The sequence below is a fragment of the Flavobacterium alkalisoli genome (assembly GCF_008000935.1).
In the GTDB taxonomy this organism is placed as follows: Bacteria; Bacteroidota; Bacteroidia; order Flavobacteriales; family Flavobacteriaceae; genus Flavobacterium; species Flavobacterium alkalisoli.
This window is the reverse complement of the sequence record NZ_CP042831.1, coordinates 1,152,253-1,175,636: the sequence shown is the minus strand read 5'-3', so window position 1 is coordinate 1,175,636 and position 23,384 is coordinate 1,152,253. Positions and strand designations below refer to the sequence as shown.

Annotated in this window: 21 protein-coding genes and 1 tRNA gene; 11 read left to right on the top strand and 11 right to left on the bottom strand. The window is 38.2% G+C overall.

The window, feature by feature from the left end; all coding sequences use genetic code 11:
• Positions 1-123: 123 nt before the first annotated feature.
• Positions 124-1,707 (top strand): FMN-binding glutamate synthase family protein, encoded by a 1,584-nt coding sequence (locus FUA48_RS05095; RefSeq protein WP_147582544.1) that lies wholly within the window; start codon positions 124-126, stop codon positions 1,705-1,707.
• Positions 1,708-1,761: 54 nt separating this feature from the next.
• Here the strand turns inward: FUA48_RS05095 and FUA48_RS05090 are convergent, their stop codons facing one another.
• The 8 genes from FUA48_RS05090 to pdxA form a co-directional block, all read right to left on the bottom strand.
• Positions 1,762-2,214 carry a hypothetical protein gene (locus FUA48_RS05090; RefSeq protein WP_147582543.1) on the bottom strand — a complete coding sequence of 151 codons (453 nt, stop codon included), beginning with the start codon at positions 2,212-2,214 and terminating at the stop codon, positions 1,762-1,764.
• A 187-nt stretch (positions 2,215-2,401) separates the two neighbouring features.
• Positions 2,402-2,773 carry a hypothetical protein gene (locus FUA48_RS05085; protein WP_147582542.1) on the bottom strand — a complete coding sequence of 124 codons (372 nt, stop codon included), beginning with the start codon at positions 2,771-2,773 and terminating at the stop codon, positions 2,402-2,404.
• A gap of 119 nt (positions 2,774-2,892) precedes the next feature.
• Positions 2,893-4,242: an acetyl-CoA carboxylase biotin carboxylase subunit gene (accC, locus tag FUA48_RS05080; protein ID WP_147582541.1), complete on the bottom strand. Its 1,350-nt coding sequence runs from the start codon at positions 4,240-4,242 to the stop codon at positions 2,893-2,895.
• A gap of 88 nt (positions 4,243-4,330) precedes the next feature.
• Complete coding sequence (gene accB / locus FUA48_RS05075) at positions 4,331-4,819, bottom strand: acetyl-CoA carboxylase biotin carboxyl carrier protein (RefSeq protein ID WP_147582540.1); 489 nt, start codon at positions 4,817-4,819, stop codon at positions 4,331-4,333.
• A 26-nt stretch (positions 4,820-4,845) separates the two neighbouring features.
• Positions 4,846-5,844, bottom strand: a complete 999-nt coding sequence (locus tag FUA48_RS05070) for a beta-ketoacyl-ACP synthase III (RefSeq protein ID WP_129752042.1) — start codon at positions 5,842-5,844, stop codon at positions 4,846-4,848.
• Positions 5,845-6,004: 160 nt separating this feature from the next.
• Complete coding sequence (gene rpmF, locus FUA48_RS05065) at positions 6,005-6,199, bottom strand: 50S ribosomal protein L32 (protein ID WP_082482157.1); 195 nt, start codon at positions 6,197-6,199, stop codon at positions 6,005-6,007.
• Positions 6,200-6,208: 9 nt separating this feature from the next.
• Positions 6,209-6,742: a YceD family protein gene (locus FUA48_RS05060; RefSeq protein WP_129752041.1), complete on the bottom strand. Its 534-nt coding sequence runs from the start codon at positions 6,740-6,742 to the stop codon at positions 6,209-6,211.
• Positions 6,743-6,883: 141 nt separating this feature from the next.
• Complete coding sequence (gene pdxA, locus FUA48_RS05055; protein ID WP_147582539.1) at positions 6,884-7,933, bottom strand: 4-hydroxythreonine-4-phosphate dehydrogenase PdxA; 1,050 nt, start codon at positions 7,931-7,933, stop codon at positions 6,884-6,886.
• 54 nt (positions 7,934-7,987) lie between these two features.
• On the opposite strand from pdxA, the gene FUA48_RS05050 reads away from it, so the two are divergent.
• From FUA48_RS05050 to FUA48_RS05025, 6 genes are all read left to right on the top strand, one after another.
• A complete protein-coding gene (locus tag FUA48_RS05050) occupies positions 7,988-8,578 on the top strand; it encodes a riboflavin synthase (RefSeq protein WP_147582538.1) in 591 nt (196 codons plus the stop codon).
• A gap of 59 nt (positions 8,579-8,637) precedes the next feature.
• The gene (locus FUA48_RS05045) at positions 8,638-9,900 is read left to right on the top strand and encodes a putative DNA modification/repair radical SAM protein (protein WP_147582537.1); all 1,263 of its coding nucleotides are present in this window, start codon (positions 8,638-8,640) and stop codon (positions 9,898-9,900) included.
• A gap of 2 nt (positions 9,901-9,902) precedes the next feature.
• Positions 9,903-10,679 (top strand): TIGR03915 family putative DNA repair protein, encoded by a 777-nt coding sequence (locus tag FUA48_RS05040; protein WP_147582536.1) that lies wholly within the window; start codon positions 9,903-9,905, stop codon positions 10,677-10,679.
• A gap of 348 nt (positions 10,680-11,027) precedes the next feature.
• Entirely contained in the window at positions 11,028-15,872 is a 4,845-nt protein-coding gene (locus FUA48_RS05035; protein ID WP_205729431.1) for a PKD domain-containing protein, read from the top strand.
• Positions 15,873-15,953: 81 nt separating this feature from the next.
• Complete coding sequence (locus FUA48_RS05030; RefSeq protein ID WP_168196939.1) at positions 15,954-17,915, top strand: PKD domain-containing protein; 1,962 nt, start codon at positions 15,954-15,956, stop codon at positions 17,913-17,915.
• 176 nt (positions 17,916-18,091) lie between these two features.
• The gene (locus tag FUA48_RS05025) at positions 18,092-18,652 is read left to right on the top strand and encodes a 2'-5' RNA ligase family protein (RefSeq protein ID WP_147582533.1); all 561 of its coding nucleotides are present in this window, start codon (positions 18,092-18,094) and stop codon (positions 18,650-18,652) included.
• Between the two features lie 45 nt (positions 18,653-18,697).
• Here FUA48_RS05025 and FUA48_RS05020 read toward each other — a convergent pair whose 3' ends face one another.
• Entirely contained in the window at positions 18,698-18,904 is a 207-nt protein-coding gene (locus tag FUA48_RS05020) for a hypothetical protein (protein WP_147582532.1), read from the bottom strand.
• A 283-nt stretch (positions 18,905-19,187) separates the two neighbouring features.
• On the opposite strand from FUA48_RS05020, the gene FUA48_RS05015 reads away from it, so the two are divergent.
• A tRNA-Ile gene (locus FUA48_RS05015) sits at positions 19,188-19,261 on the top strand.
• 97 nt (positions 19,262-19,358) lie between these two features.
• On the opposite strand, the gene FUA48_RS05010 is transcribed toward FUA48_RS05015, so the two are convergent.
• Both FUA48_RS05010 and FUA48_RS05005 read right to left on the bottom strand, forming a co-directional pair.
• Positions 19,359-21,269, bottom strand: coding sequence for an ATP-dependent nuclease (locus FUA48_RS05010; protein WP_147582531.1), 1,911 nt, complete (start codon positions 21,267-21,269; stop codon positions 19,359-19,361).
• 97 nt (positions 21,270-21,366) lie between these two features.
• Positions 21,367-21,786 (bottom strand): winged helix-turn-helix transcriptional regulator, encoded by a 420-nt coding sequence (locus FUA48_RS05005; RefSeq protein WP_147582530.1) that lies wholly within the window; start codon positions 21,784-21,786, stop codon positions 21,367-21,369.
• Positions 21,787-21,879: 93 nt separating this feature from the next.
• Between FUA48_RS05005 and FUA48_RS05000 the strand changes: the two genes are divergently transcribed.
• From FUA48_RS05000 to rbfA, 3 genes are all read left to right on the top strand, one after another.
• Positions 21,880-22,458: a peroxiredoxin-like family protein gene (locus FUA48_RS05000; protein WP_147582529.1), complete on the top strand. Its 579-nt coding sequence runs from the start codon at positions 21,880-21,882 to the stop codon at positions 22,456-22,458.
• 74 nt (positions 22,459-22,532) lie between these two features.
• A complete protein-coding gene (mce, locus tag FUA48_RS04995) occupies positions 22,533-22,934 on the top strand; it encodes a methylmalonyl-CoA epimerase (RefSeq protein WP_129752023.1) in 402 nt (133 codons plus the stop codon).
• A 56-nt stretch (positions 22,935-22,990) separates the two neighbouring features.
• Positions 22,991-23,383: a 30S ribosome-binding factor RbfA gene (rbfA, locus tag FUA48_RS04990; protein ID WP_147582528.1), complete on the top strand. Its 393-nt coding sequence runs from the start codon at positions 22,991-22,993 to the stop codon at positions 23,381-23,383.
• Position 23,384: the final 1 nt, after the last annotated feature.

The following is a 23,384-nucleotide window of genomic DNA, read 5'->3' as shown; positions in this document are numbered from 1 at the left end:
GCTTCGGGCTTTTTGTTTATAATAAGTTCAAATTACACATTCCCGTAGCAGGAGCGGGTTAAACCGCTATCTTTATATACTTATAATCACAGCACATTCAAACACGCTAAAAAATACTATTTTATGAGAAGAGTATTTATTCTTTTTACAATTACTTCCTTATCCATTATTGCATTACTAACTTACATTAACTGGAAATCCATTTTACTACTGCTTATTTTTCTGCCTCTTATACTAATGGGGCTCTACGACATGTACCAGTCTAAAAAGACAATACGCCGTAACTTCCCTCTTTTAGGAAGGCTACGTTATGTATTGGAATCCATAGGACCTGAAATGCGCCAGTATTTTATCGAAACAGATCTTGACGGAAAGCCTTTTAACCGTCTGCAACGAAGTTTGGTTTACCAGCGCAGTAAAAAGGAACTTGACACCATGCCATTTGGTACCCAGCTTAATATTTATGATATAGGCTACCAATGGATAAACCACAGTATAAATGCCATCCCTTTTGCCGACATCAATTTTAGCCCAAGGGTAATAATCGGTTCTTCGCAATGTGAAAAACCATATTCGGCCAGTCTTTTCAATATTAGCGCTATGAGCTATGGCTCATTGAGCAAAAACGCAATTCTGGCACTAAATGCCGGAGCCAAAATAGGCGGCTTCTATCATAACACAGGCGAAGGGGGATTATCTCCTTATCATCTTAGTGAAGGCGGAGACATCGTTTGGAACATAGGTACCGGCTATTTTAGCTGTCGTGATGGCGAAGGTAAATTCAATTATGACGAATACGCCAAAAGAGCTGTACTCGATTCGGTAAAAATGATTGAGATAAAATTCTCCCAAGGTGCAAAACCCGGACATGGCGGAATACTGCCTAAAGAAAAAGTTACCGACGAAATTGCCGCTATCCGTATAGTGAGTAAAGGGCACGATATTGTATCGCCACCTTACCACTCGGCATTTACAAATCCGTTAGAACTGATGGATTTTGTAAAGCTGCTTAGAAAGGGATCCGGAGGAAAACCTGTAGGTATTAAAATATGTATCGGTAACAAATCAGAATTCATTTCTATTTGTAAAGCCATGGTTGAAACAGGAACCTATCTTGACTTTATTACAGTTGACGGAGGTGAAGGAGGAACAGGAGCTGCACCTCAGGAATATTCAGATCACGTAGGGATGCCACTTCGCGATGCACTCGCTTTTGTATACGACTGCCTTGTGGGCTTTGGAATAAAAGACCAGATAAAGATTATTTGCAGCGGAAAGATTGTGAGCGGATTTGACATTATTAAAACCCTTGCCACAGGGGCCGACTTATGTAATTCTGCCAGAGGGATGATGTTTGCCCTGGGGTGTATCCAGGCTTTAGAGTGCCACGCCAACACCTGTCCTACGGGTGTCGCAACACAAGATCCTGAGCTGGTTAAAGGACTTGTACCACAGGAAAAGAAACACCGTGTGGCAAGCTTTCAGCATGAAACGGTAAAAAGCGCAATGGAACTTATGGCTTCCGCCGGATTAAGGCACCCTGATGAAGTAGACAGAAGTGTTGTGAGCATGAGAACTGACCGAACAAAGATTGAAACATTTCTGGAAACCTATCCAGAGCCAAATAAAGGCTGTATGCTCGAAGAATCGACCGTACCCCCCACATTCCTTCATTTTTGGAAAAAAGCTTCAGCAGAACGCTTTTAAATAAAAAATCCCGAAGCGTCGCTTCGGGATTTTCTTTCTATTGCTTTTTAATTCTTAAGCTGCTTCTTTTACAACTTTTAAGCCTCCGTTTGATTTGGAAGCCCTGCTAAGTCTTTTAATAGCCAAATCGGCAAATTTCTTAGCATCCTTCTTATTATCTACAGACACCCTAACCTTTACATTTTGACCTCCTTTTAACTTTATCAGCATATAGTAGCTCTTCTCTGCCATTACAACAGAAAAAACAGATATACCAATAGCTACAAAAGAAAGTAAGATGAACATGGCTCCGTCAAGCATGGCACGTTGCAGGTAAAGCAAAACAAAAATACTTGATGGCATTAGCGCCCACATAACTGATTTTAAGCTGACATTGACGCCAAACTTAATTTTTTTAATCTCTTTAAATTCAATTTCGTCTTCCCTGTGTGCAGAGGCAAGTACGATTTTGTCATTAAAAAGTTTGCCGCAGCTGTTATTGAACAGCGGCATTTCTAACTTTTTCATAGGTTTTTTATTAGTTTTTCTCTTTCGTTTACAAAAGTAACATCTTATGGTCAAAAAACCCTAATGAAATCTTAAGATTTTTATAACCTGAAAGTCCAATCTAAATAGTAAATTACGCGCGTCTCCCTTTTCATAGGCTTTTCATGAAAGGTATTTATTTTTTAATTATGTTAAAGTTTTGTTAAATCTACATATCTACCACTTCCTTATACACCCTTGCGTTAGCAGAACGATTAGCAACATAAATTTTATACTGCGAATCATTAAGCACAGATTTTAATTTTCCATCCCTCTCTTCATCATATACCTTCTTATTTTTTGATTTTTGAACAACGGTAGCTCCTGGATTATCAACTACCTTTTGAAGGTAGTCTTTATTAATTGCCAAAACTCTGCTGTATTGTCCGTCATTAAGAGAAAGTTGAGACTTCATATGAGCGGTTACTTTTACTGCTCCTTCCTGCACTTTATCCTGTGCATTTACAGCTACTGTAAACACTAAAAAAAGCGCAAGTGTAGTGATAAAGCTTCTTAAGCTAAGTGTAAATTTGTTTGTCATGGTTGGTTAATTTTTTAGTTAATGCACTCTAATATAAAAAAATTGACACCAACATGAAAGAGCATAAAAAAAGCCTGCAATTTTGCAGGCTTTTTCCTATTTACTTTTTAACTACATATTTAATTTGCAGGTTCATTCATTTTGAAACTCTCCATGAACTTAGTTGTATAATTACCCGCCACATAATCCGGCTCATCCATAAGCTGTCTGTGGAAAGGTATAGTCGTTTTAACACCTTCAATAACAAACTCATCAAGAGCACGCTTCATTTTGTTTATAGCCTCTTCCCTTGTTTGGGCAGTTGTTATAAGCTTTGCGATCATTGAATCGTAGTTAGGCGGAATTGTATAACCTGAGTATACGTGAGTATCTAAACGCACTCCGTGACCTCCCGGCATGTGTAGGGTAGTAATTTTACCTGGTGACGGCCTAAAGTCGTTATATGGATCCTCAGCATTGATACGACACTCTATTGAGTGAAGCTGCGGAAGATAGTTCTTACCTGAAATAGGCACACCTGCAGCTACTAATATCTGCTCACGGATAAGGTCATAATCAATAACCTGCTCTGTAATAGGGTGCTCTACCTGAATACGGGTATTCATCTCCATGAAGTAGAAGTTTCTATGCTTATCTACAAGAAACTCAACTGTACCGGCACCTTCATACTGAATATATTCTGCTGCTTTAACAGCTGCTGTACCCATAGCCTCACGAAGCTCGTCTGTCATGAATGGAGACGGAGTTTCTTCAGTAAGTTTCTGGTGACGTCTTTGTACTGAACAGTCTCTTTCAGAAAGGTGACATGCTTTACCAAAAGAGTCTCCTACAACCTGAATCTCGATGTGTCTTGGCTCTTCGATAAGTTTTTCCATATACATACCGTCGTTACCAAAAGCAGCACCAGCTTCCTGCTTAGCACTTTCCCATGCTTTTTGAAGGTCTTCGGCTTTCCATACTGCCCTCATACCTTTACCACCACCACCGGCAGTAGCTTTAAGCATTACAGGGTAACCAAATTCTTTGGCAAGTTTTTGAGCATGCTCAAAAGACTCAAGAAGTCCGTCAGAACCCGGCACACATGGTACGCCTGCCGCTTTCATGGTAGCTTTTGCAGTCGCTTTGTCACCCATTTTTTCAATCATCTCAGGAGAAGCACCAATAAATTTAATACCGTGCTCCTGGCATATTTTAGAGAACTTGGCATTCTCTGAAAGGAAACCGTACCCGGGATGTATTGCATCTGCATTTGTAATCTCTGCAGCAGCAATAATGTTAGACATTTTAAGATATGATAAATTGCTTGGTGCAGGACCTATACATACAGCTTCATCAGCAAATTTTACGTGAAGGCTTTCTGCATCAGCAGTAGAATATACTGCTACGGTCTTGATGCCCATCTCCCTGCAGGTTCTTATTACACGTAGTGCAATCTCTCCCCTGTTTGCAATTAATATTTTTTTAAACATCGTTTGAAATTTTAAATTGAACTGTAAATTTTAAATAAAGCAAATGAGGAAGTTTCTTCCTCATTCGTATATCAGTATCTAAAATTCCTTATGACGGATCAACCAAGAATAAAGGCTGATCGAACTCAACAGGTGAAGCATCGTCAACTAATACCTTAACGATTTTACCTGAAACTTCAGATTCGATCTCGTTGAATAACTTCATAGCTTCGATAACACAAACCACATCTCCTTTAGAGATTGTGCTTCCTACCTCAACAAACGGAGCTTTATCCGGAGAAGGTTTTCTGTATAAAGTACCTATGATAGGCGATTTTATAGTTATATATTTAGAATCATCTTCAGCAGCAGCTGGTGCAGCAGGAGCGGCAGCCGGTGTAGCGGCAGGCGCCGGTTGATGCATTACCTGAGGAGCCGGTTGTCCTACAGGAACGTGCTGTACATAAGTAGTAGCAGCTTCTGCACCTGCTTCTGTAGTTTTGATGGTGATTTTAAAATCATCCATTTCTAATTTTACTTCGGTAGCACCGGATTTTGCTACAAACTTAATTAGGTTTTGAATTTCTCTAATATCCATAATTTCCGAATTTTGTTTAGTTTGTTCTATTTTTTATCGTAGGCCCATTTAAGATAAATTGAACCCCATGTAAAACCTCCTCCAAAAGAAGCAAAAACAAGGTTATCGCCTTTCTTCAAAAGGTGTTCAAAATCGTTTAAAAGCAAAGGTAGTGTTGCTGATGTTGTATTACCGTATTTTTCGATATTAATCAGCACTTTAGATTCATCCAGGTTCATTCTTGATGCAGTGGCATCAATAATTCTTTTGTTTGCCTGGTGGGCAATAAGCCAGTCTACATCATCGTGAGAAAGATTATTGCGTTGCATTATCTTTTCACTTACGTCGGCCATGTTAGATACCGCATACTTAAATACGGTCTTACCGTCCTGAAAAACATAATGCTGTTTGTTTGCCACAGTTTCTGCAGACGGAGGAAGTAAAGACCCTCCCGCATCAATTTTAAGATATTCACGACCAATACCGTCGCTTCTTAAATATTCATCCTGCAAACCAAGACCTTCTTCATTTGGTTCAAACAATGCAGCACCTGCACCGTCTCCAAATATAATACAGGTTGCCCTGTCTGTATAATCTATAATAGATGACATTTTATCTGCCCCTATAAGAAGTACTTTTTTATACCTGCCGCTTTGAATATAAGCTGCAGCGGTAGACATACCGTATAAAAAGCTGGAACATGCTGCCTGCAAGTCGTATGCAAAGGCATTAACAGCGCCTATTTGTGAAGCCACATAAACCGCAGTGGCAGCCACAGGCATATCAGGAGTTGCTGTTGCAACAAGAACCATATCGATGTCCTCCGGTTTTGTTCCTGATTTTTTCAGCAGGTCTTCTGCTGCTTTTATAGCCAAAAAGGAAGTCCCTTTATCTTTATCTTTAAGTATACGCCTTTCTTTAATACCTGTACGGGTGGTAATCCATTCGTCATTAGTATCAACCATAGTTTCCAGAACCTGGTTAGAAAGGACAAAATCTGGCACATAAGCCCCTACAGCTGTAATGGCGGCTGTTATTTTATTCATAAGGATAAATTATTTCTATTCAAATCCGGGATTTGAAAAAGTGGTGGAAATTACAAAAAAAATATAAAATCGCTTGTAATAATCCTCCTTAATTTCAAATAGATTGCGTTTAACAAAAAAACTCTCACTATGTGAGAGTTTTTCTCTTATATCTTAACAATTAAGCAACCGCTTCCTGCTTGTCTATTACTACCTGTCCTCTGTAGTACATTTTACCTTCATGCCAGTATGCTCTGTGGTATAAATGTGCTTCTCCGGTTACTGGACATGTAGCAATTTGAGGAACAGACGCCTTATAGTGTGTCCTTCTCTTGTCTCTTCTCGTTTTCGAGGTCTTTCTCTTAGGATGTGCCATTTTACTATATTATTTATCCGTTAATAGTTTTTTTAATTGATCCCAACGGGGATCTGTATTATCTTCTTTTTTATGTTCTTCTTTGGGAGCAAGCTCCTTCAGTTTGTCTAAAATTTCGGCGTTTAGCGTACCGTCTTTAATTCCCGGATGAATTCGTTTTGAAGGAACCGAAAGCACGATCATTTCATAAATGTACTGGCTTACGTCAACCTGATACTCACCATGCGGCAACACCAGCATCTCTTCATTCTCATCATTGTACTCATCCCCAAATTTCACTATGAGGTTAAGCTTACCTTTTACAGGTAAATCAAAATCTTCATTAGAAAGGTCACATGGTACATTTACAGTACCTTTATGCTTAAACGTTAACTCAAGCATTGTGCTCTTTTTCTCCAGAACTAAATTTACTTTAACATTTACGTCGTTAAACTCTTCAAAGTTAAAATCATCAAAGAACGCTTTTCCTATCTCAAATTCAAACTGATGCTTCCCTTGTTTTAACCCGGCGAACTGGATTAAAAATTCTTTATTCACTTTCATGTGTAGCAATTTTTAGATTTCACATGAATTTACGGATTATATACCATCTACACAACCCCAACTCACTTCATCACAACAGTTTTGAGCGTGCAAAGATATAAAATTATTGTAAATCCAAACCTGTTATCAACATTTTTTTGTTTATAACTGCTTTTCTTTTGTTTTTAGCGGATTTTTGGTTATTTCACTGTAATCATTTCGGTTATTAAACACATCCAGTGCTAAATAAACCGCCTCCTTAAAAGAGTTAAAATCGGCCTCACCCTTACCTGCAATATCATAAGCCGTTCCATGATCGGGAGAAGTTCTTATACCTTCAAGTCCTGCAGTATAATTTACACCGTTACCAAAAGAAAGCGTTTTAAACGGCACAAGCCCCTGATCGTGATAAGCCGCAATAACCGCATCATACTTTTCATAAGACCCGTTACCAAAGAACCCGTCGGCAGAAAACGGCCCGAAAGCAAGAATACCTTCATCAAACAGCTCTCTTAATGCAGGCTTCATTACCTTATCATCTTCATCACCTATAACACCATTATCTCCGCAATGCGGGTTTACGCAAAGCACGGCTATTCTTGGCCTGTTAACCCTAAAGTCCTGCTTAAGCGCATTGTTTACCGTAGTTATCTTTTTCTTTATAAGCTCTGCCGTTAAATGAGAAGCAACTTCGTTAACCGGTAAATGATCGGTTAAAAGCCCTACCTTTAAACTATCGTGTACCATAAGCATAAGGGCATCGCCCTCCAGTTCCTGATTCAGATAATCGGTATGTCCGGGGAATTTAAATTCTTCCGACTGAATATTATATTTATTTATAGGTGCCGTTACCAGCACATCTATTTCTTTATTTTTCAGAGCCTCTGTAGCAGCGGTAAACGATTTTATGGCATACTTTCCTACTGCCTCATCGTTTACACCAAATTCTATATTAACTCCTTCACGCCATACATTTAGCACATTTAGTTTACCATGCACTAACTGATCTATACTGTCTATACCATGCAGCGGCATATCAAGACCCAATGTTTTCCTTACAAAGGACATAATTTTTGCATTAGCAAAGATTACCGGAGTACACATCTCCATCATTCTGCTGTCCTCAAAGGTCTTCAGAACTACTTCACTGCCTATTCCGTTTAGGTCTCCTATAGATATACCTACAATTACATTTTCTGCTTTTTTGGTCATAATGGCGCTTTAATTTGCTACTTTTGAATTGCAAATTTATAAAATTAAATCAGGATGTTTACAGGAATCGTAGAAACACTTGGAACCATTAGAGAATTAAGGAAAGACAACGACAATCTTCACATAACCATACACTCATCTTTAACACCCGAACTTAAAATTGACCAAAGCGTATCACACAACGGGGTTTGCCTAACAGTAGTATCACTTACCGAAGAAACCTACACTGTAACAGCCATTAGGGAAACGCTTGAAAAAACCAATTTAGGCTTATGGAAAGAAGGTGAAATAGTAAATTTGGAAAGAGGCATGAAACTGGGCGACAGGCTGGATGGCCATATCGTACAGGGACATGTTGACCGAACGGGTATATGCAAAAGTGTAGAAGAGGCTAACGGAAGCTGGTACTATACTTTTGAATATGACAGGAATTTAAGCAACATCACTATAGAAAAAGGCTCGATTACCGTAAACGGGGTTAGCCTTACTGTAGTAAACTCTAAACCAAATGAGTTTAGCGTTGCAATTATACCTTATACTCACGAGCACACTAACTTTAAACACATAAAAGCGGGCACCGTAATTAACCTGGAGTTTGATGTGATAGGAAAGTATGTGAGTCGTATCCACGAACTGAGAAATTAACTTTCGTTCAACCCTACATATAAGATTATTTTCATAGCTTTGTTAGAAAATAATCTTATATGTATGATCGTATCCGTGAAAAGCTATCTATTTTAGCTGATGCCGCCAAGTATGATGTATCCTGCTCTTCCAGCGGAAGTAACAGAAAAAACGACAATAAAGGTCTTGGTAATAGCCACGCCAGTGGCATTTGCCACACTTATACCGAAGACGGGCGTTGTGTTTCGCTGCTAAAAATTCTCCTTACCAACCATTGCATTTATGATTGTGCCTTTTGTGTTTCCCGCAAAAGCAACGATATAAAACGTGCTGCTTTTACCGTACAGGAAGTAGTAGATCTTACTATCAGCTTTTACCGCCGTAACTATATTGAAGGATTATTTTTAAGTTCTGGTATATTTAAGGATGCCGACTTTACAATGGAGCGCCTTTTACGAATTGTAAAAAAACTTCGCCTTGAGGAGCGCTTTAACGGCTACATTCACTTAAAGACCATACCCGGCGCGAGCCAGGAACTGCTTACAGAAGCAGGATTATATGCAGATAGGATGAGCATTAACCTGGAAATGCCCACCGAAACAGGATTAAAACTCCTTGCCCCAGACAAATCGCACGAAGAGGTAAAAAAACCCTTAGGCTTTATAGAAAACACCATTACACAATATAAGGACGAAAAGAAAACCGGACTCATTAAGAGCATCCCGAAGTTTGTACCTGCCGGACAAAGCACCCAAATGGTAATAGGTGCCACACCGGAAACAGACATGGAAATTATGTACAGCGCTGCCGAATATTATAAGAATTTCAAACTGAAAAGGGTTTATTATTCCGGTTATATACCAATCAGTTACGACAGCCGTATGCCGCAAATAGGCAGCCAGCCTCCCCTGCTTCGCGAAAACCGACTTTACCAGACCGACTGGCTTATGCGTTTTTATGGCTTTGAAGTACAGGAGCTGCTTAACCCTCACAATCCGCATCTGGATACCGACATTGACCCCAAACTAAGTTGGGCGCTACGCAATCCTGAGCAGTTTCCCGTTGACATTAATACTGCCGATTATCGCATGATACTTCGCATACCGGGCATAGGAACACAATCAGCATTAAAGATTATAAGGGCAAGAAAATTCGGAAAGCTTCGCAGCGACCAGCTCAAAAAAATCGGTATTGCCTATAACAGGGCCAAATTTTTTATGCGTTGTGCAGATACACCCTACCAGCTTAATGACCCGGAGCCATCGCATATTAAAGGACTTATTCTTAGCGAAACCAACAGTAAATACCTAAAAGTTGCACAAAACCAGCTAAGCCTGTTTTAATTATGATTACTTATGTTTTTGACGGAAGCTTTGAAGGATTGCTTACGGCTATTTTTGAATTTTATGAATACAAACCCAAAGCTGTAAAATTGGTTTGGGACAGGCACTATCAGCCTTCAATGCTAGAAGAACCACATACAGTAACAAGCGACCCAACTAAGGCAGACAGGGTTTGGAAAGGACTGAAAAAGAAAATAAGCCCCGAATGGCTGTTTAATTTTTACAGAACATACCTTAGTGAGGACCCTGTTATTTTTCAGCACCTGTTTGAATTTGCCAGATACGTTTTTGATAACCCGCAGGGAGCAGAAAACAATTTTGGCAACCCACATGTAATGGCCGTTTCTAAAATGAACAGAATGGTAGGCCGTGAAAAACATCGTTTTACTGCCTTTATACGTTTTCAGCAAACAGCAGATGGTATTTACTATGCTCCTGCCGAACCCGACTTTAATATACTCCCACTTATTTCCTCCTTTTTTAAGAAGCGCTTTGCCGACCAAAAATGGGTCATCTATGATGTAAAAAGAAAATACGGACTCTATTATAACCTCAACACGGTAGAGATAATCTCTTATGAATTTATACAGAACGTAGACACTTCAAAAACGTTGCTTCCTGCTAACATGCTGGACGAAAAAGAAGAGCTCGCAGATGTGCTTTGGAAAGACTATTATAAGAGCACAAATATACCTGCAAGAAAGAACATGAAACTTCATATTCAGTATTTACCTAAGAGATATTGGAAATATCTCAACGAAAAACATGAGAAAAATTAGACAAATCCCTGTTAATCAATAAAAAAATAGAATTTTATAGATTTTACGTAAATCAAATAATGAATAATTTTTTTCCAGCATTAGCTCGCTTTTTTTTAAAAATATTTACAAAACAAATACAATGTTTTATTTGTAACATTTTTAAATACAATTGTTATAAAACGAAAACACCTTATTTTTAAGGCATTTTTAGCAAAACGTTAATAAAACTAAAAAATTTAGCTTTTCATTAACATTTTAACATCATTTTTCATAATTAACTTTAAAAAGCTAAAAAACAGATGTTTAACCAATCTAAAACCATGCCTTACTATGAGGAACTTTTCATGGCCGCTAAAAACGCGGCACATGCTGGCACTTGCAATATTTTTTATTGCATTCACACACACAGTAAATGCACAGCAGGCAATTTCAATCCTTTGGGATAAAGAAACAGGATGTCTTGTCTACGACGAGAAAAAACGTGAGTACGTAGAAGACATTAACGACGGACCCTGTGTAAGGGTTTGCGAATTCAGCACAGTTACCTATTCCTTAACAGGCAATAGCGCAAACTGGAACAACACACAATGGACGGTAGGTGGAGGTACAATCCAAAGCCAGAGCCTTACACAGTGTGTAGTTGTTTGGGGATCTTCCGGCGCAGCATCAGTTACTGCCGAGGTAACCAAAAATGACGGAACTGTACAGGTAGAAGAAATTTGCGTGGAAATTATTGTTTCACCAAAAGCTTTGTTTACGGTACAGCCTTACAGCCCGGGACAAACCGTGGAAGCCTGTATAGGTCAGGATTTGTATTTTACTAACTTATCAGATAATATGGGAGGCACTGAGCTTATCTCCTATTTCTGGGATTTTGGTGACAATACAACTTCTACAGAGTTTGAGCCGGTACACGCTTATCAGCAAGACGGTTTATATACGGTATACTTAACCGTAACTAATGCCTGTAACTGTACAAGCACCTTTGAAATGAACATTAACGTAGACAAATTCCCTGGCGTTGAGATCGTTTGCCCCGGAGTTGTTTGTGATGGGGCGACTGCTACTTACAGCGTTAATGATCAGGTTGGGCAACTTTGTGCTAATGTAGGCTTTAACTGGCATGTAGATGGTGGCCATATTGTGTCGCCACAACCATACGGACAGAGCATTGATGTGGTATGGGATAACGTAGACGAATCAGGATTTGGTTATGTAAGCTTTGATGCTACAGGTTGTGACATTAAATGTGCAGGTGTAACTACCATAAAAGTTCCTGTAATATTAAGTAAAGGCACAATTTTAGGTGATTCTACAATATGTATTGGAGAGCAAAACATATACAAATTACCACAGTGGCCATCTACAAACTTTACATGGACTCTAAATGCAAACGGAACAGGTGCATATTTAATAAACACACCTCTTGCCAATGAAGTTGTAGTATCAGCTCCAAGTTCTCCGGGAACTATAATCCTAAGTGCAACTTACAACAACACATTACTAAACTGTGGAGGTACGGCAGAAATACAAATTACCGTTAAGCCAAAAGCAGAAATATCCGGTGATACCGCGATGTGTGTAAACAGTACAGAAACTTACCAGTTAAGTAATGGCTACTCAGGTTCATGGACTCTAACAGGACCGGACGGCACACTAACAGGTAGCGGAAACACATTTACAAAAACATTTACAGTAGCCGGAAATTACATTTTAAATGTAAACGGGACCACCTTCTGTAGATCAAATCAGATATCTATAGTAATAAGAAATAAAGAGCAGGCTCCTCCTGCAATTACAGGACCACCTACAGCATGTCCCGGTATTGCAGAAACCTACTCGGTAACAAACAGCGTTCCGGGCACAATAATAACCTGGCAGGTAACCGGCGGCACAATTAACGGTAGCGATACCGGCAACAGCATTAATGTTACATTTGCAGGCCCGGGCCCATATGAAGTAAGGGCAAGGAGAGAAAACTCTACTGACCCTAACTGTCCGTCAGATTATGTTATAAAAACAGTAACTGCACCGGTGGTTAATGCACCAATTTTGGGAGATAATATTGTTTGTGGTAGTAGCTATGCAACATACCAAACTAATTATACCGATGGTGAATTCTACTCATGGAGCATAAGTCCTTCAAACAGAGGTAGTGTTAGCACAGGAAACGGAACCAATCAGGTAGAAATCCTTTGGAATCAGGAATCGGCAACCGGAGTGGTGCTAAAATTAGTTGTTACAAAATGTGGTATCCCTCATGAAGAGTTTTTTTATGTAGATATTGTACAAACCCCTCCTGCATCATTAGTAAATCCAATTACATCTATATGTGCCGATACTCCTTTCAGCTTAACAATGACAGGTGTAACAACGGGTACTGTTACGTGCGATTTTGGTGATGGCTCAATACCATATACCAGTACTAATCCACTGGCTCCTATTCTTTATTCTTATGACAATATAACTGGTGGTAACACTAATTATACTGTACATATTACTATACAAAACCCTAATGGCTGCCCAATGCCGGCAGAAATATTCCATACTATTACGGTTATACCTGCACCGGTAGCAAGTATTACTCCGGGTGGTACTTATTCTGTATGTCCGGAATCTGCTATAGATGACATACTAACCGTAAATATTCAGGGAGGTTTTGGAAGTGCTTCAAGTGTAATATGGTACCATAATGGCAATGTTATAGCCTCAGGCGTACCTAGTATAGACCTTGGCGCATTAGCATTAGGATATGGTGAGTATTATGCCGAGGTAAGTAATGGTTATTGTACTACTGTTACCAACAAGGTAAAATACAACGGCAACTGTAATGTAACACCTTGTACTATAACACCGGAACCAACAGTAACAGTATTTGGAACAAATAACTGTGGTGTTATTTCTGCAACTGCAAGTGCATCAGGAAGCCCTACAGGATATCAGTGGTTCTCGCAACCGGCTGCCTTATCTGTATCTTCTGTTACTTCAACATCAGCACAGTTTACATTTGGTGAATCGGGTACTTACAGAATTTATTACAGAGCAATTTATGGTAGTTGTGCAGTAGACAAATATTATGACGTGCTGGTGCCTTACATGCCAGATCTAAGATATAATATTACCTGCGGCACAGGAGGTAATTATAGTGTTACCCTATTAGACCACTCAAATTACCATCCGCTTACTCCTATGCAAAACTACGAGTTTATAGTAGATGGCGGCACGGTGTCTAACAGCCCGGCTAACTCTTATACTCTTAACTTAGCTCCTGGTAATCATACTCTACAACTTATCATTCAAGGCAGCGGGTATCCTGCATGCAGCACAAGCCCAATAACAATAAACCTGCCTGATATGCCTGATGCCAGCTTTACAATACCGGCAGAAATATGTCAGGGTACTCCTTTTGATTTAGCATTAGATACTCCACAGTCGGGATTAACCTATGAGTGGGTATTTGCAGATGGTTCAACAAACCTTCAGCCTAGTCCTTCAAAAGTTTATACAGATGTTAATACCTACAATGTTAAACTTAGAGTTGTAAACCAATATGGTTGTGAAGACATATACTACCATGCGCCAATAGATGTAAAATCTAATCAGCTAGATGGTATTATTGTCGCTAATCCTGCCGTAGCTTGTGAAGGAGGAACAAGTACTTTAACTTTCACCTCAACTTCTTCAGTTTTACCAACAAGCTATGAGTGGATGAAAGGCAATCAGGTTATAGGTACCACAACAACAAATACGTTTAATGTTACACAACCCGGCAGCTATTGGGTAAGAATAAGCGGTGCTTATGACTGTTACAAAGAAATAGGGCTTGATAACCCTGTAACCGTAACATTTGTAGAGCCAACACCTGCCCATATTTCGGGACCGGATGAAATTTGCTACAACGAAGGGTTTGGCCTTTCAACTCCGGAAGGACCTACAGGAACACTGTATACCTGGACCAAAAACGGAAATGTTGTAGGCTCAACAAACAGCATTACTGATTTTGCAAGTGCTATAACAACCTATACTTATACGGTTACGGTAAATACTCCAAACGGAGTGGGCGGCTATTGTACAACTACAGATACTCATACAGTAACTGTAAGGCCTATTCCAAGTGCCCCTTCAATCTCTATAACAAACGTTCAGTGTGACCCATACAGAATTCAGCTTACAGCTACTGCAGGCGAAGTGGGTACATTTAACTGGAGCAATGGTGAATACAGCTTTAACACCACTTCTCACTCTATAGAAGTAACACAGGGCGGAGCATATCAGGTGCGTTTTACAAACCAATACGGCTGTTCACGTACAGCACAAATTGATGTGCCTAAAGACCCGGCAATTTATTTATGGAATGTACCTGCGGGCTGTTACACACTTTGTGATTTAGGAACGGCTTACCTACAGGGTACCTCTCCTTTATCATTCCCTTCATGGCAATGGCTATATAACGGTTCAACAATAAATTCAGGATCTTATTCACCGGCAGCAGACCAGCCTGTATCATATCCGGGAGCGGGTACTTATCAGCTTGTTCTTAACAACGGACTTTGTTCAAGAGTGAGTGACAGAGTGAACATTGAGCAGGAAGAATGTACCGGTTGTAAATTTGAGATAAGAATAAAAGACCTTAAGCCTATATACGATCATGGTTATTGTTATTATGATATCCTATTTGATATCTACAATACTTATGGTATGCCGGTTCAAACAACCTTAACATTACCAGGTAACGAAGGTATATTTGTTCCTTCATCAATTACCCTTAATCCGGGACCGGGAGTATATCCTATACAGTTGATTCCGTTAAACGGATTCTCAGGAGGATATGTAACTGTAATGTTTGAAACTGTTATTGACGGTAAAACCTGTAGAGTTAAAATCGGACTTGAATTACCTGGATGTGCAGGCGAAAGACCTGCTCAGGATGCCGATACAAACAATTTTGCAGAAGTAACAGGTTATGATTTAGTTATTGCTCCTAACCCTGCCAAGGAAAATGTAGCAATGAACTACAGCTATGCTTATGCAGATTCAGAAAAATCTATTCAGGTTTACAACCTTCTTGGAGTTCTGTTGGAAACTTACACCCCTACAGAGCAAAAAGGAACATGGAACTTTAACCTGGGCCGATTGGCAGCAGGTCAATACATAGTAGTTATGAAAGAAAACGGTAATATGCTTATGCAGAAAAACCTTATAATACATTAATACTATTATAATGCAACTGGCCGGCAGTTTTACTGCCGGCTTTTTGTCATTATATAAATGCTCAACAGAAACTTATTTTTTATGAAAAAGAACTACTTTACACTTAACACTTTTCTTCTTATCACCTTTTTAACCCTGTCTTACTCTGCGCACTCTCAAAGTTGGCAATGGGGTGTTTCAGGAGGGAGTTTTAATCAGATTCAGAATAATGAGAAAACAGAATCTATAGTTACTGATGCTGATGGAAATGTATTCTTTCTGGCATCCGTAGGCCGTAACGGACTACATCTTGAGGACATGGAACTCACACCCTATGATGCAGGCAGCAATCGCGATTATGTTATTGCAAGCTACAACTGTAGTGGCGATTTTCGCTGGTCTAAAGTCATTGGAGGTGGCGATAAAGACTTTATCAAAAATATACAGGCAGATTCTCAGGGAAATATTTATGTGGGAGGTACAGTATATCGTACGTCACAAAATTATCCGGTTCATTTTGACACCGACACCATATTACCCCAGGGAAATCCTAATAACTTAGACGAACACAAAAGGAACCTTTTCCTGTTAAAATATAACAATACAGGTGAGATGCAATGGTTGAAAATGCCTCAACCTGAAGATGTAACTTTTATAGACGCTATAAGCCATAGCTTAGGTGCAGATATACAAACTGACGCTTTAGGCAACACCTATTGGTTATGTATATTACCTCCCGGCACTTATGCTGACGGAAGTTTTATAAATACCACCGAAGGTGATAACTTTTTTGTCTTAAAGTATGACACTAACGGCAATTTTGTTGAAGCCATTATTCCTGACATTCAATTTACCGGAGCCTTAGAATCATATAAAATGGTGAGAAACCATAACACCGGCAACTTTTATATTACCGGAAGAACAGGTTCTCAGGGAACGCTTACAGCCGGAGGAGAAACCATAACACACAATATGTATCTTATTGCTTTTAGCCCGGAAGGCGAAATGCTATGGAAAAATGAAAATAGTAGCGAAATAGGAGGTTACCTTAATGATATGGTTATAGGCGACCAGAATAACATTTATGTAGCAGGCTCTATATATGATGGAGATACTTTTTCAGGAATAACTTTCACCAATCCTGCTCCTTCTTCATCTCCTTTTTTAATGAAAATAAATTCTGAAGGTGTAGCGACTTGGGAAACCCATGCTCAAACTGAAAATTCAAACACCATGATATATGGTATCACATTAAATAATAACGAAGTAGCCGTCACCACGGGCTATGGAGTTATAAGTTGGCAGGGAGAAGAGCTCGCAATTGAAACCAATCAGGGTTATGACGTGCTCTTCGCCCGGTTCAACAAAAGTAACGGAACCATTATAGAAATGACAAACATTCCCGGAAATTTAGGCTTTTATGATTACGGACAAAGCCTCGCGGCAGACAGTTTTAATAACTACTATGTAGGCGGCAGATTTGGCAATTTGCTTTATGTAGGCGACGAAACATTGACAAACGGATCATCGGGAACAGATTTCTTTTTAGCAAAATACGGAACCGATAATTGTAACTGTACACTGCCTCAGCCTGGTTTTGGGTTTGAGCAGGATAGTGAAAACCAATTAGCCTATACATTTACCTACAGCGGATCAGGATATGATACTATTGAATGGGATTTTGGAGATGAAACAACTTCAGGTGAAGAGAGTCCTTCGCATACTTTCAACGAATCAGGAAACTACACTGTATGCGTTACCGTAACAAACGAGTGTGGCAGCCAGACTTACTGTAATGATATTGAAGCTGTTTTAGGAACTAACTCCTTTGTCTTTGCTGAAACCAAGGTATATCCTAACCCGGTTAACGGAGTACTTACAATAAGTACCGATACTAACATTGAATATACATTGTATTCTGTACTGGGTAGTGTTGTAGGATCCGGAGCCATGAATGCAGGTGAAACAACCATCGATTTTTCAGGATACGAATCGGGAATATATATGCTTGAACTGAAAAAAGAAAGCGGAGAAAGAAAAATCGTACGACTAATTAAAAACTAAATAAACAGGGACACACAAGTGTTAAAATATAATTACTGAAAAAAAATTTTAACTTATTTTTGCCCTGACACACCTTGCCTCCGGCATCTGTGTCAAAAACTACTTTTTAAATACAGCTCTCACAAGGAGCTGTATTTTGTGTTTAATAGAATAGGTATATTTGAAAAAATAAAACAATGGATTTTCAAAACCTTTACTTTACAGCTTTAATACCCCCGCAAACAATTTGTGAGGAAGTTACCGCCATTAAAACTGATTTTGCCAACCATTACAACAGCAAAAAAGCACTTAAGGTAATGCCACATATTACCCTGAAAGCCCCTTTTAAACTTTATGAGGAAGACCAAGCAAACCTTTTGGATTGGTTTAGAAACCTTAACCTTACACCACAAAACTTTACTGTACACCTAAACGGATTTGGTTGTTTTGATAACAGTAAAGCACCTGTAATATATGTAAAGCCTGAAGTTTCTCAGGCGCTCATATCGCTACAAAAAGAACTTATTAAAAGCTTCACATCACATTTCCCCGAAATAAGCGTGCATTATCATGAAAACGATTTTAGCCCCCACATGACGGTTGCTTACAGGGATTTATCGTATGAAGAATTTACAAAGGCATGGCAGGTATATCAAAAAAAGGAATATAAAGCCTCATTTGAAGTAAACGGACTCTATTTACTTAAACACGACACCAAACAATGGAATATAATTTCTGAAAATTTTCTTCAGGAATAAAAAAAAGCAGCCAATGGCTGCTTTCTTATTAATTTCATATCCAGATTATGGACCCATAACGGTATCTACGTCTACTTTAACAGTATCCTCATTAACATCTACATCCACATCTACATCTTCAATGTGTTCATCATGGTTTTCCATATTTTCCATATCAGCGTCTTTATCCTTTTTCTCGCCGCATGAAGTTAAACTAAGCGCAGTTACAAACAGTCCTGCGAATAGAGCGTTTTTTAGCAATCTCACGTTCATAATGTTTGGTTTTAATTAGTAATGTGTTTAAGTATCAAATATAATATTCTCATTTACAGGTTTTTCCCATAGAATTATTAAAATTCAGAATTAACTGTTAAAAAACACGGCTACTTTTTAACAGTATTAAGTTTTCACTTATAACTCAAAATCGAATACTATTATCAAATATTAAAATTCACATTATCAGGAAGTAAAAATTTATTATCAGGTTTTACAAAATAATCCTTTAAATTTATTTGCATTGAATTAAAAATAGTAGTAATATTGCAACCTCAAAACTGGTCCTATAGCTCAGTTGGTTAGAGCACCTGACTCATAATCAGGTGGTCCCTGGTTCGAGCCCAGGTGGGACCACCCAGTTTTATTAAAACCCTGCAAACGATGTTTGCAGGGTTTTTTGTTTTATACGACAGTAATTAATTGACAATAAAATCTACTTTTACAAGTCCAATTAATCACTATCCATTATCTTCTCGCAGATTTTGATTAAGTTTTCTGGAAGATATTGAACATCGTCTAAAAATTTTGCAATAAGCTTCCCAGATTCTAATCCTTTAGAAGGCAGGGCTTCATCAATAGTATGAAAATCACCTCTTCCAATATCAATCATTTTTTTACGTACAGACTGGATTAAAGCTGGATAAAATTTCTTTTTACTATCCTCTTCCGCATCACTTTTGATTGAATTTTTGATGTCATCAATTTCATCAATACTTAATCTTAAATCTTTTTCTAATTGATTTTCTAAAATTGCCATCCAAACAGTTGACGAGATAGAATCTTCAATATCTTGTTTACCAATAAATGTTGGAGAATATTTTTCTTTTTGATGTGTTGAAAGTTTAAAACTTGCATCATTATCCAAAATATAAAATACAGTATTAGTGGTCTTCTTAAACTCTCCTAATATTCCTTCTAAAATTAGAGCATTTTGTACAATTTTATCTTTACCCCCTAAATTAATTATTTTAATACTTTGCCCTTCAATTGAACAACCCGTAGCAAGCTTAAAACAATGCGGAATTAAACTTTCTTCCGTATCACCCTCAACAACAATAAATTTATCGTAAAATAAAAAATCACTGTTTTTCAATCGTAAACTTTCATATATATCATCAACTGAATTACATTTTGAAATAGTAGTTATTCCACTATTTAAATCCACTTTATTTATACTTTTCAAGATTGTTTTATCAACAAATATTGTTGAATGAGTTGATATTAAAGATTGTACATTTGCTGAGGTTGTTTTTTTTATAGTATCATAAAAGTCTCTTTGTGCAGTTGGATACAAATGAGTTTCCGGCTCATCAAAACACCATAAAAACCGTTTATTTTTCTCTTGAGCTTGAATAGCATTCAAAGCGTTCCATTTAATAAGTTGAAACCAAATTTGTCTCTTTATTCCTTCACCTTGTGAGTCGATATGAATATCACCAATACTATTTTTTTTATTAATCAGGAGATCGGTAATTTTAGGTGTGACATCAAAATATATATTCGCCTTTAATTTTTCGATATTAGGCAATTCCCTTAAAAAGGTTTCTTTAAATGTTTCTAATTCTTTATTAATCTTTTTTTGAGCCTGTATTCGTTTATCATCTGCATAACTTCTAGCGTCTTTCAAATCGGATTCAATTTGTGCTTGCATCACATCATTTGTAATCTGCGTAAGTTGATCCATGGAAATATGCCAATCTAAATAACGATATTGAGGGAAAATATTTTTATCAAACTTATACTCACTCCAAACAAGCTCAAGATCATCCATTTTCATTATACTTCTTAAAAGCTCAAGTGAAGTAAATCGACCAACACCATTTCTGTTTTCTGGCTTATCAGCACCTTTCTCTTTAGCTATTTTAGACAAAGCTGTTGCTCTTTCTTTATAATATTCAGCACTATCAGTTTTTCCCCTTGGAGTAAGCAACAAATATTGAGAATTCCTAAAAGAGTTATCAAACTTTCGACAGAGAAAGAAAGTATCATTTTCTTCCTCATCCAACACCCATTGAAGATGAGTTGAAATATCATTTATTGCATCATGCTCTTCAAGAATAAATTTACCGAAAAGAAAACAACAATTTTCAGAGTAATCTAAATGGGAAACACCTAAACTATCTAACACTTTATGAAATTCATCTTCCTTTATAGGAGAGTTTGACAAATCTTTTTTGGTCTTATCATCTTGAAAAAAATTGAATTTAGCTCTTTCCTCCAAAAGCAACCCTACAGCATTTAAAATAGTAGACTTCCCACAATCATTGATCCCAATAAAAATATTAGGATTATCTACTTCTAAATCTAAATAAACATTATTACAACTTTTATAATTTACAATTTGAAAAGCAGTTAATTTCATTTGATTAAATTTTAAGTATTTTTTAAAGTTAAAGAATTACTTTTCTTTTAATCAATATTTTACAGAAAAATACCATTTACATGTTTAAGGTTTTTTTTTACACCTTCACCCCATCTTCTTCCAACATACACGGCAGGCTTTTGGCAGAAGAAGGCATCATGTTTAAAAAGTCGTTGTAAAGCTCCCTAAAAGTTTCCCCTTCAAAAGAGAGGCTCCACTCGATAATATTACCCAATAGTTTTCGTAGTGAAACACCCTTATCGGTAAGTGAGTATACAACTATTTTCGGTTCTTTGGTTTTAAGCTCTTCCCTGCTTATAAGTCCGTCAGCTTCCAGTTGCTTAAGCTGATCGGTAAGCACCTTGCGGCTCACTTTAGGCATGTGCGCCAGCATTAGGCTAAAACGGTTAATATCATTTTCTATAAGGTAAAGTATAATGGGCTTCCACTTACCGGAAACCAAAGCCGAAAAACGTGTCATTACACATACATCGGCATCATAAAGCGGCTGGTTCATCTTTAGGTTTTTTAAGGTTACAAAAAAGTAACTTATTGACAGCGATACCTTTTACCGGTTTCTTTGCTGTACAATTGTAAAGTTAGCAAAACCATGAAAAAAATACTGACCAAACTAAAAGTAAACGATAATATTACCCCGCTGGAACTTACCTCATCAAAAAATGAAACAGTACTGCTCCCAAACCCCGAAAAGATAACCCATATACAGTTTCGCCGTTTTGCAGGCTGCCCCATCTGTAACCTTCACATACAGTCGGTCATGAAGGCAAAAGAAGAAATCGAGAACAAAGGCATTGCCGAAGTTATCGTTTTCCACTCCACCCTTAAAGAGCTGCAACTCTATGCCGATGACATTCCCTTCCCCACCATAGCCGATGCCGAGAAAAAACTTTATCATCAGTTTGGGGTAGACAAATCGGTTAAATCGTTATTAAACCCTCCATCATGGCCGGGTATGTTTGGCGGGGTATTCTACAGCCTTTGGGAAACCATAAAAAAAGGCAAGCGCATCCCTCCGGTAAATGCCACAGGCGGAAGCTTTGGCCTCCCTGCCGATTTCCTTATTTCTCCACAGGGCAAAATACTTGCCGTTAAGTATGGTACTCATGCAGACGACCAATGGTCGGTTAGCGAGATCCTGCAACTGGCAGATCGTTTTAACAACAAATAGCCCTTTGCAGCCTGCATCCTGTTATCTATTTCATCGTAAAAGAATATCTTTACCCCCTTTAAAGAAAACATACAATGAGAAAAATAGAACACATTGGCATAGCAGTTAAGGATTTAGAGGCATCAAACCAGCTTTTTGAAAAACTTTTTGGCGCTCCGGCATATAAAATGGAGGAAGTGGCAAGCGAAGGCGTTAAGACTTCTTTCTTTATGAACGGCCCTAACAAAATTGAACTTCTGGAAGCTACAAACCCAGACAGTCCTATTGCAAAGTTCTTAGAGAAAAAGGGAGAAGGCATACACCACATCGCTTTTGACGTGGAAGATATTGTTGCCGAAATTGCCCGACTAAAGGAAGAGGGTTTTACCGTACTTAACGAAACTCCTAAAAAAGGAGCCGACAATAAGCTTGTTGCTTTTTTACACCCTAAAGGCACAAATGGCGTGCTTGTAGAGCTTTGTCAGGAAATTGCATAATGACAAGCCTTAAAAAATAAAGGCTCAACTTGTAAAACTTTCTGTACTTTTGCATTATGGAAACGAACAGGCAAAAAAAAATAGGCACCCTGCTGCAAAAAGACCTTGTAGACATATTACAGGGAGAGGTGCGCAAAAACGGCATCAGCAATCTTATTATCTCTATATCTAAAGTAAATGTTACTTCAGACCTTTCAATAGCAAAGGTTTACATTAGCGTATTCCCTTCAGAAAGGGGCGATGAAATTCTTGCTGCGGTAAGATCTAATACGCCACTTATTAAGCACGATTTATCACAGCGCGTAAAAATGCAGCTTAGAAAAGTACCTAATCTTATTTTCTATATAGACGATTCGCTTGACCAGATTGAAAAAATTGACCAGGAACTTAAAGGCGAAAACAATCCTATTAAAAACCCTGAACTTTTAGACAAACGCAAGAAATCTTAAA

Excerpts from the sequence above, each read along its gene's own strand:
- FUA48_RS05050 (WP_147582538.1), top strand. The coding sequence starts at position 7,988 with ATGTTTACAGGAATCGTAGAAACACTTGGAACCATTAGAGAATTAAGG.
- accB (WP_147582540.1), bottom strand. The coding sequence starts at position 4,819 with ATGGATATTAGAGAAATTCAAAACCTAATTAAGTTTGTAGCAAAATCC.
- FUA48_RS05040 (WP_147582536.1), top strand. The coding sequence starts at position 9,903 with ATGATTACTTATGTTTTTGACGGAAGCTTTGAAGGATTGCTTACGGCT.
- FUA48_RS05060 (WP_129752041.1), bottom strand. The coding sequence starts at position 6,742 with ATGAAAGTGAATAAAGAATTTTTAATCCAGTTCGCCGGGTTAAAACAA.
- mce (WP_129752023.1), top strand. The coding sequence starts at position 22,533 with ATGAGAAAAATAGAACACATTGGCATAGCAGTTAAGGATTTAGAGGCA.
- FUA48_RS05020 (WP_147582532.1), bottom strand. The coding sequence starts at position 18,904 with ATGAACGTGAGATTGCTAAAAAACGCTCTATTCGCAGGACTGTTTGTA.
- FUA48_RS05025 (WP_147582533.1), top strand. The coding sequence starts at position 18,092 with ATGGATTTTCAAAACCTTTACTTTACAGCTTTAATACCCCCGCAAACA.
- FUA48_RS05085 (WP_147582542.1), bottom strand. The coding sequence starts at position 2,773 with ATGACAAACAAATTTACACTTAGCTTAAGAAGCTTTATCACTACACTT.
- FUA48_RS05010 (WP_147582531.1), bottom strand. The coding sequence starts at position 21,269 with ATGAAATTAACTGCTTTTCAAATTGTAAATTATAAAAGTTGTAATAAT.
- rpmF (WP_082482157.1), bottom strand. The coding sequence starts at position 6,199 with ATGGCACATCCTAAGAGAAAGACCTCGAAAACGAGAAGAGACAAGAGA.
- accC (WP_147582541.1), bottom strand. The coding sequence starts at position 4,242 with ATGTTTAAAAAAATATTAATTGCAAACAGGGGAGAGATTGCACTACGT.
- FUA48_RS05005 (WP_147582530.1), bottom strand. The coding sequence starts at position 21,786 with ATGAACCAGCCGCTTTATGATGCCGATGTATGTGTAATGACACGTTTT.
- FUA48_RS05090 (WP_147582543.1), bottom strand. The coding sequence starts at position 2,214 with ATGAAAAAGTTAGAAATGCCGCTGTTCAATAACAGCTGCGGCAAACTT.
- FUA48_RS05035 (WP_205729431.1), top strand. The coding sequence starts at position 11,028 with ATGCTGGCACTTGCAATATTTTTTATTGCATTCACACACACAGTAAAT.
- FUA48_RS05045 (WP_147582537.1), top strand. The coding sequence starts at position 8,638 with ATGTATGATCGTATCCGTGAAAAGCTATCTATTTTAGCTGATGCCGCC.
- FUA48_RS05030 (WP_168196939.1), top strand. The coding sequence starts at position 15,954 with ATGAAAAAGAACTACTTTACACTTAACACTTTTCTTCTTATCACCTTT.
- rbfA (WP_147582528.1), top strand. The coding sequence starts at position 22,991 with ATGGAAACGAACAGGCAAAAAAAAATAGGCACCCTGCTGCAAAAAGAC.
- FUA48_RS05070 (WP_129752042.1), bottom strand. The coding sequence starts at position 5,844 with ATGAATAAAATAACAGCCGCCATTACAGCTGTAGGGGCTTATGTGCCA.
- pdxA (WP_147582539.1), bottom strand. The coding sequence starts at position 7,933 with ATGACCAAAAAAGCAGAAAATGTAATTGTAGGTATATCTATAGGAGAC.
- FUA48_RS05095 (WP_147582544.1), top strand. The coding sequence starts at position 124 with ATGAGAAGAGTATTTATTCTTTTTACAATTACTTCCTTATCCATTATT.
- FUA48_RS05000 (WP_147582529.1), top strand. The coding sequence starts at position 21,880 with ATGAAAAAAATACTGACCAAACTAAAAGTAAACGATAATATTACCCCG.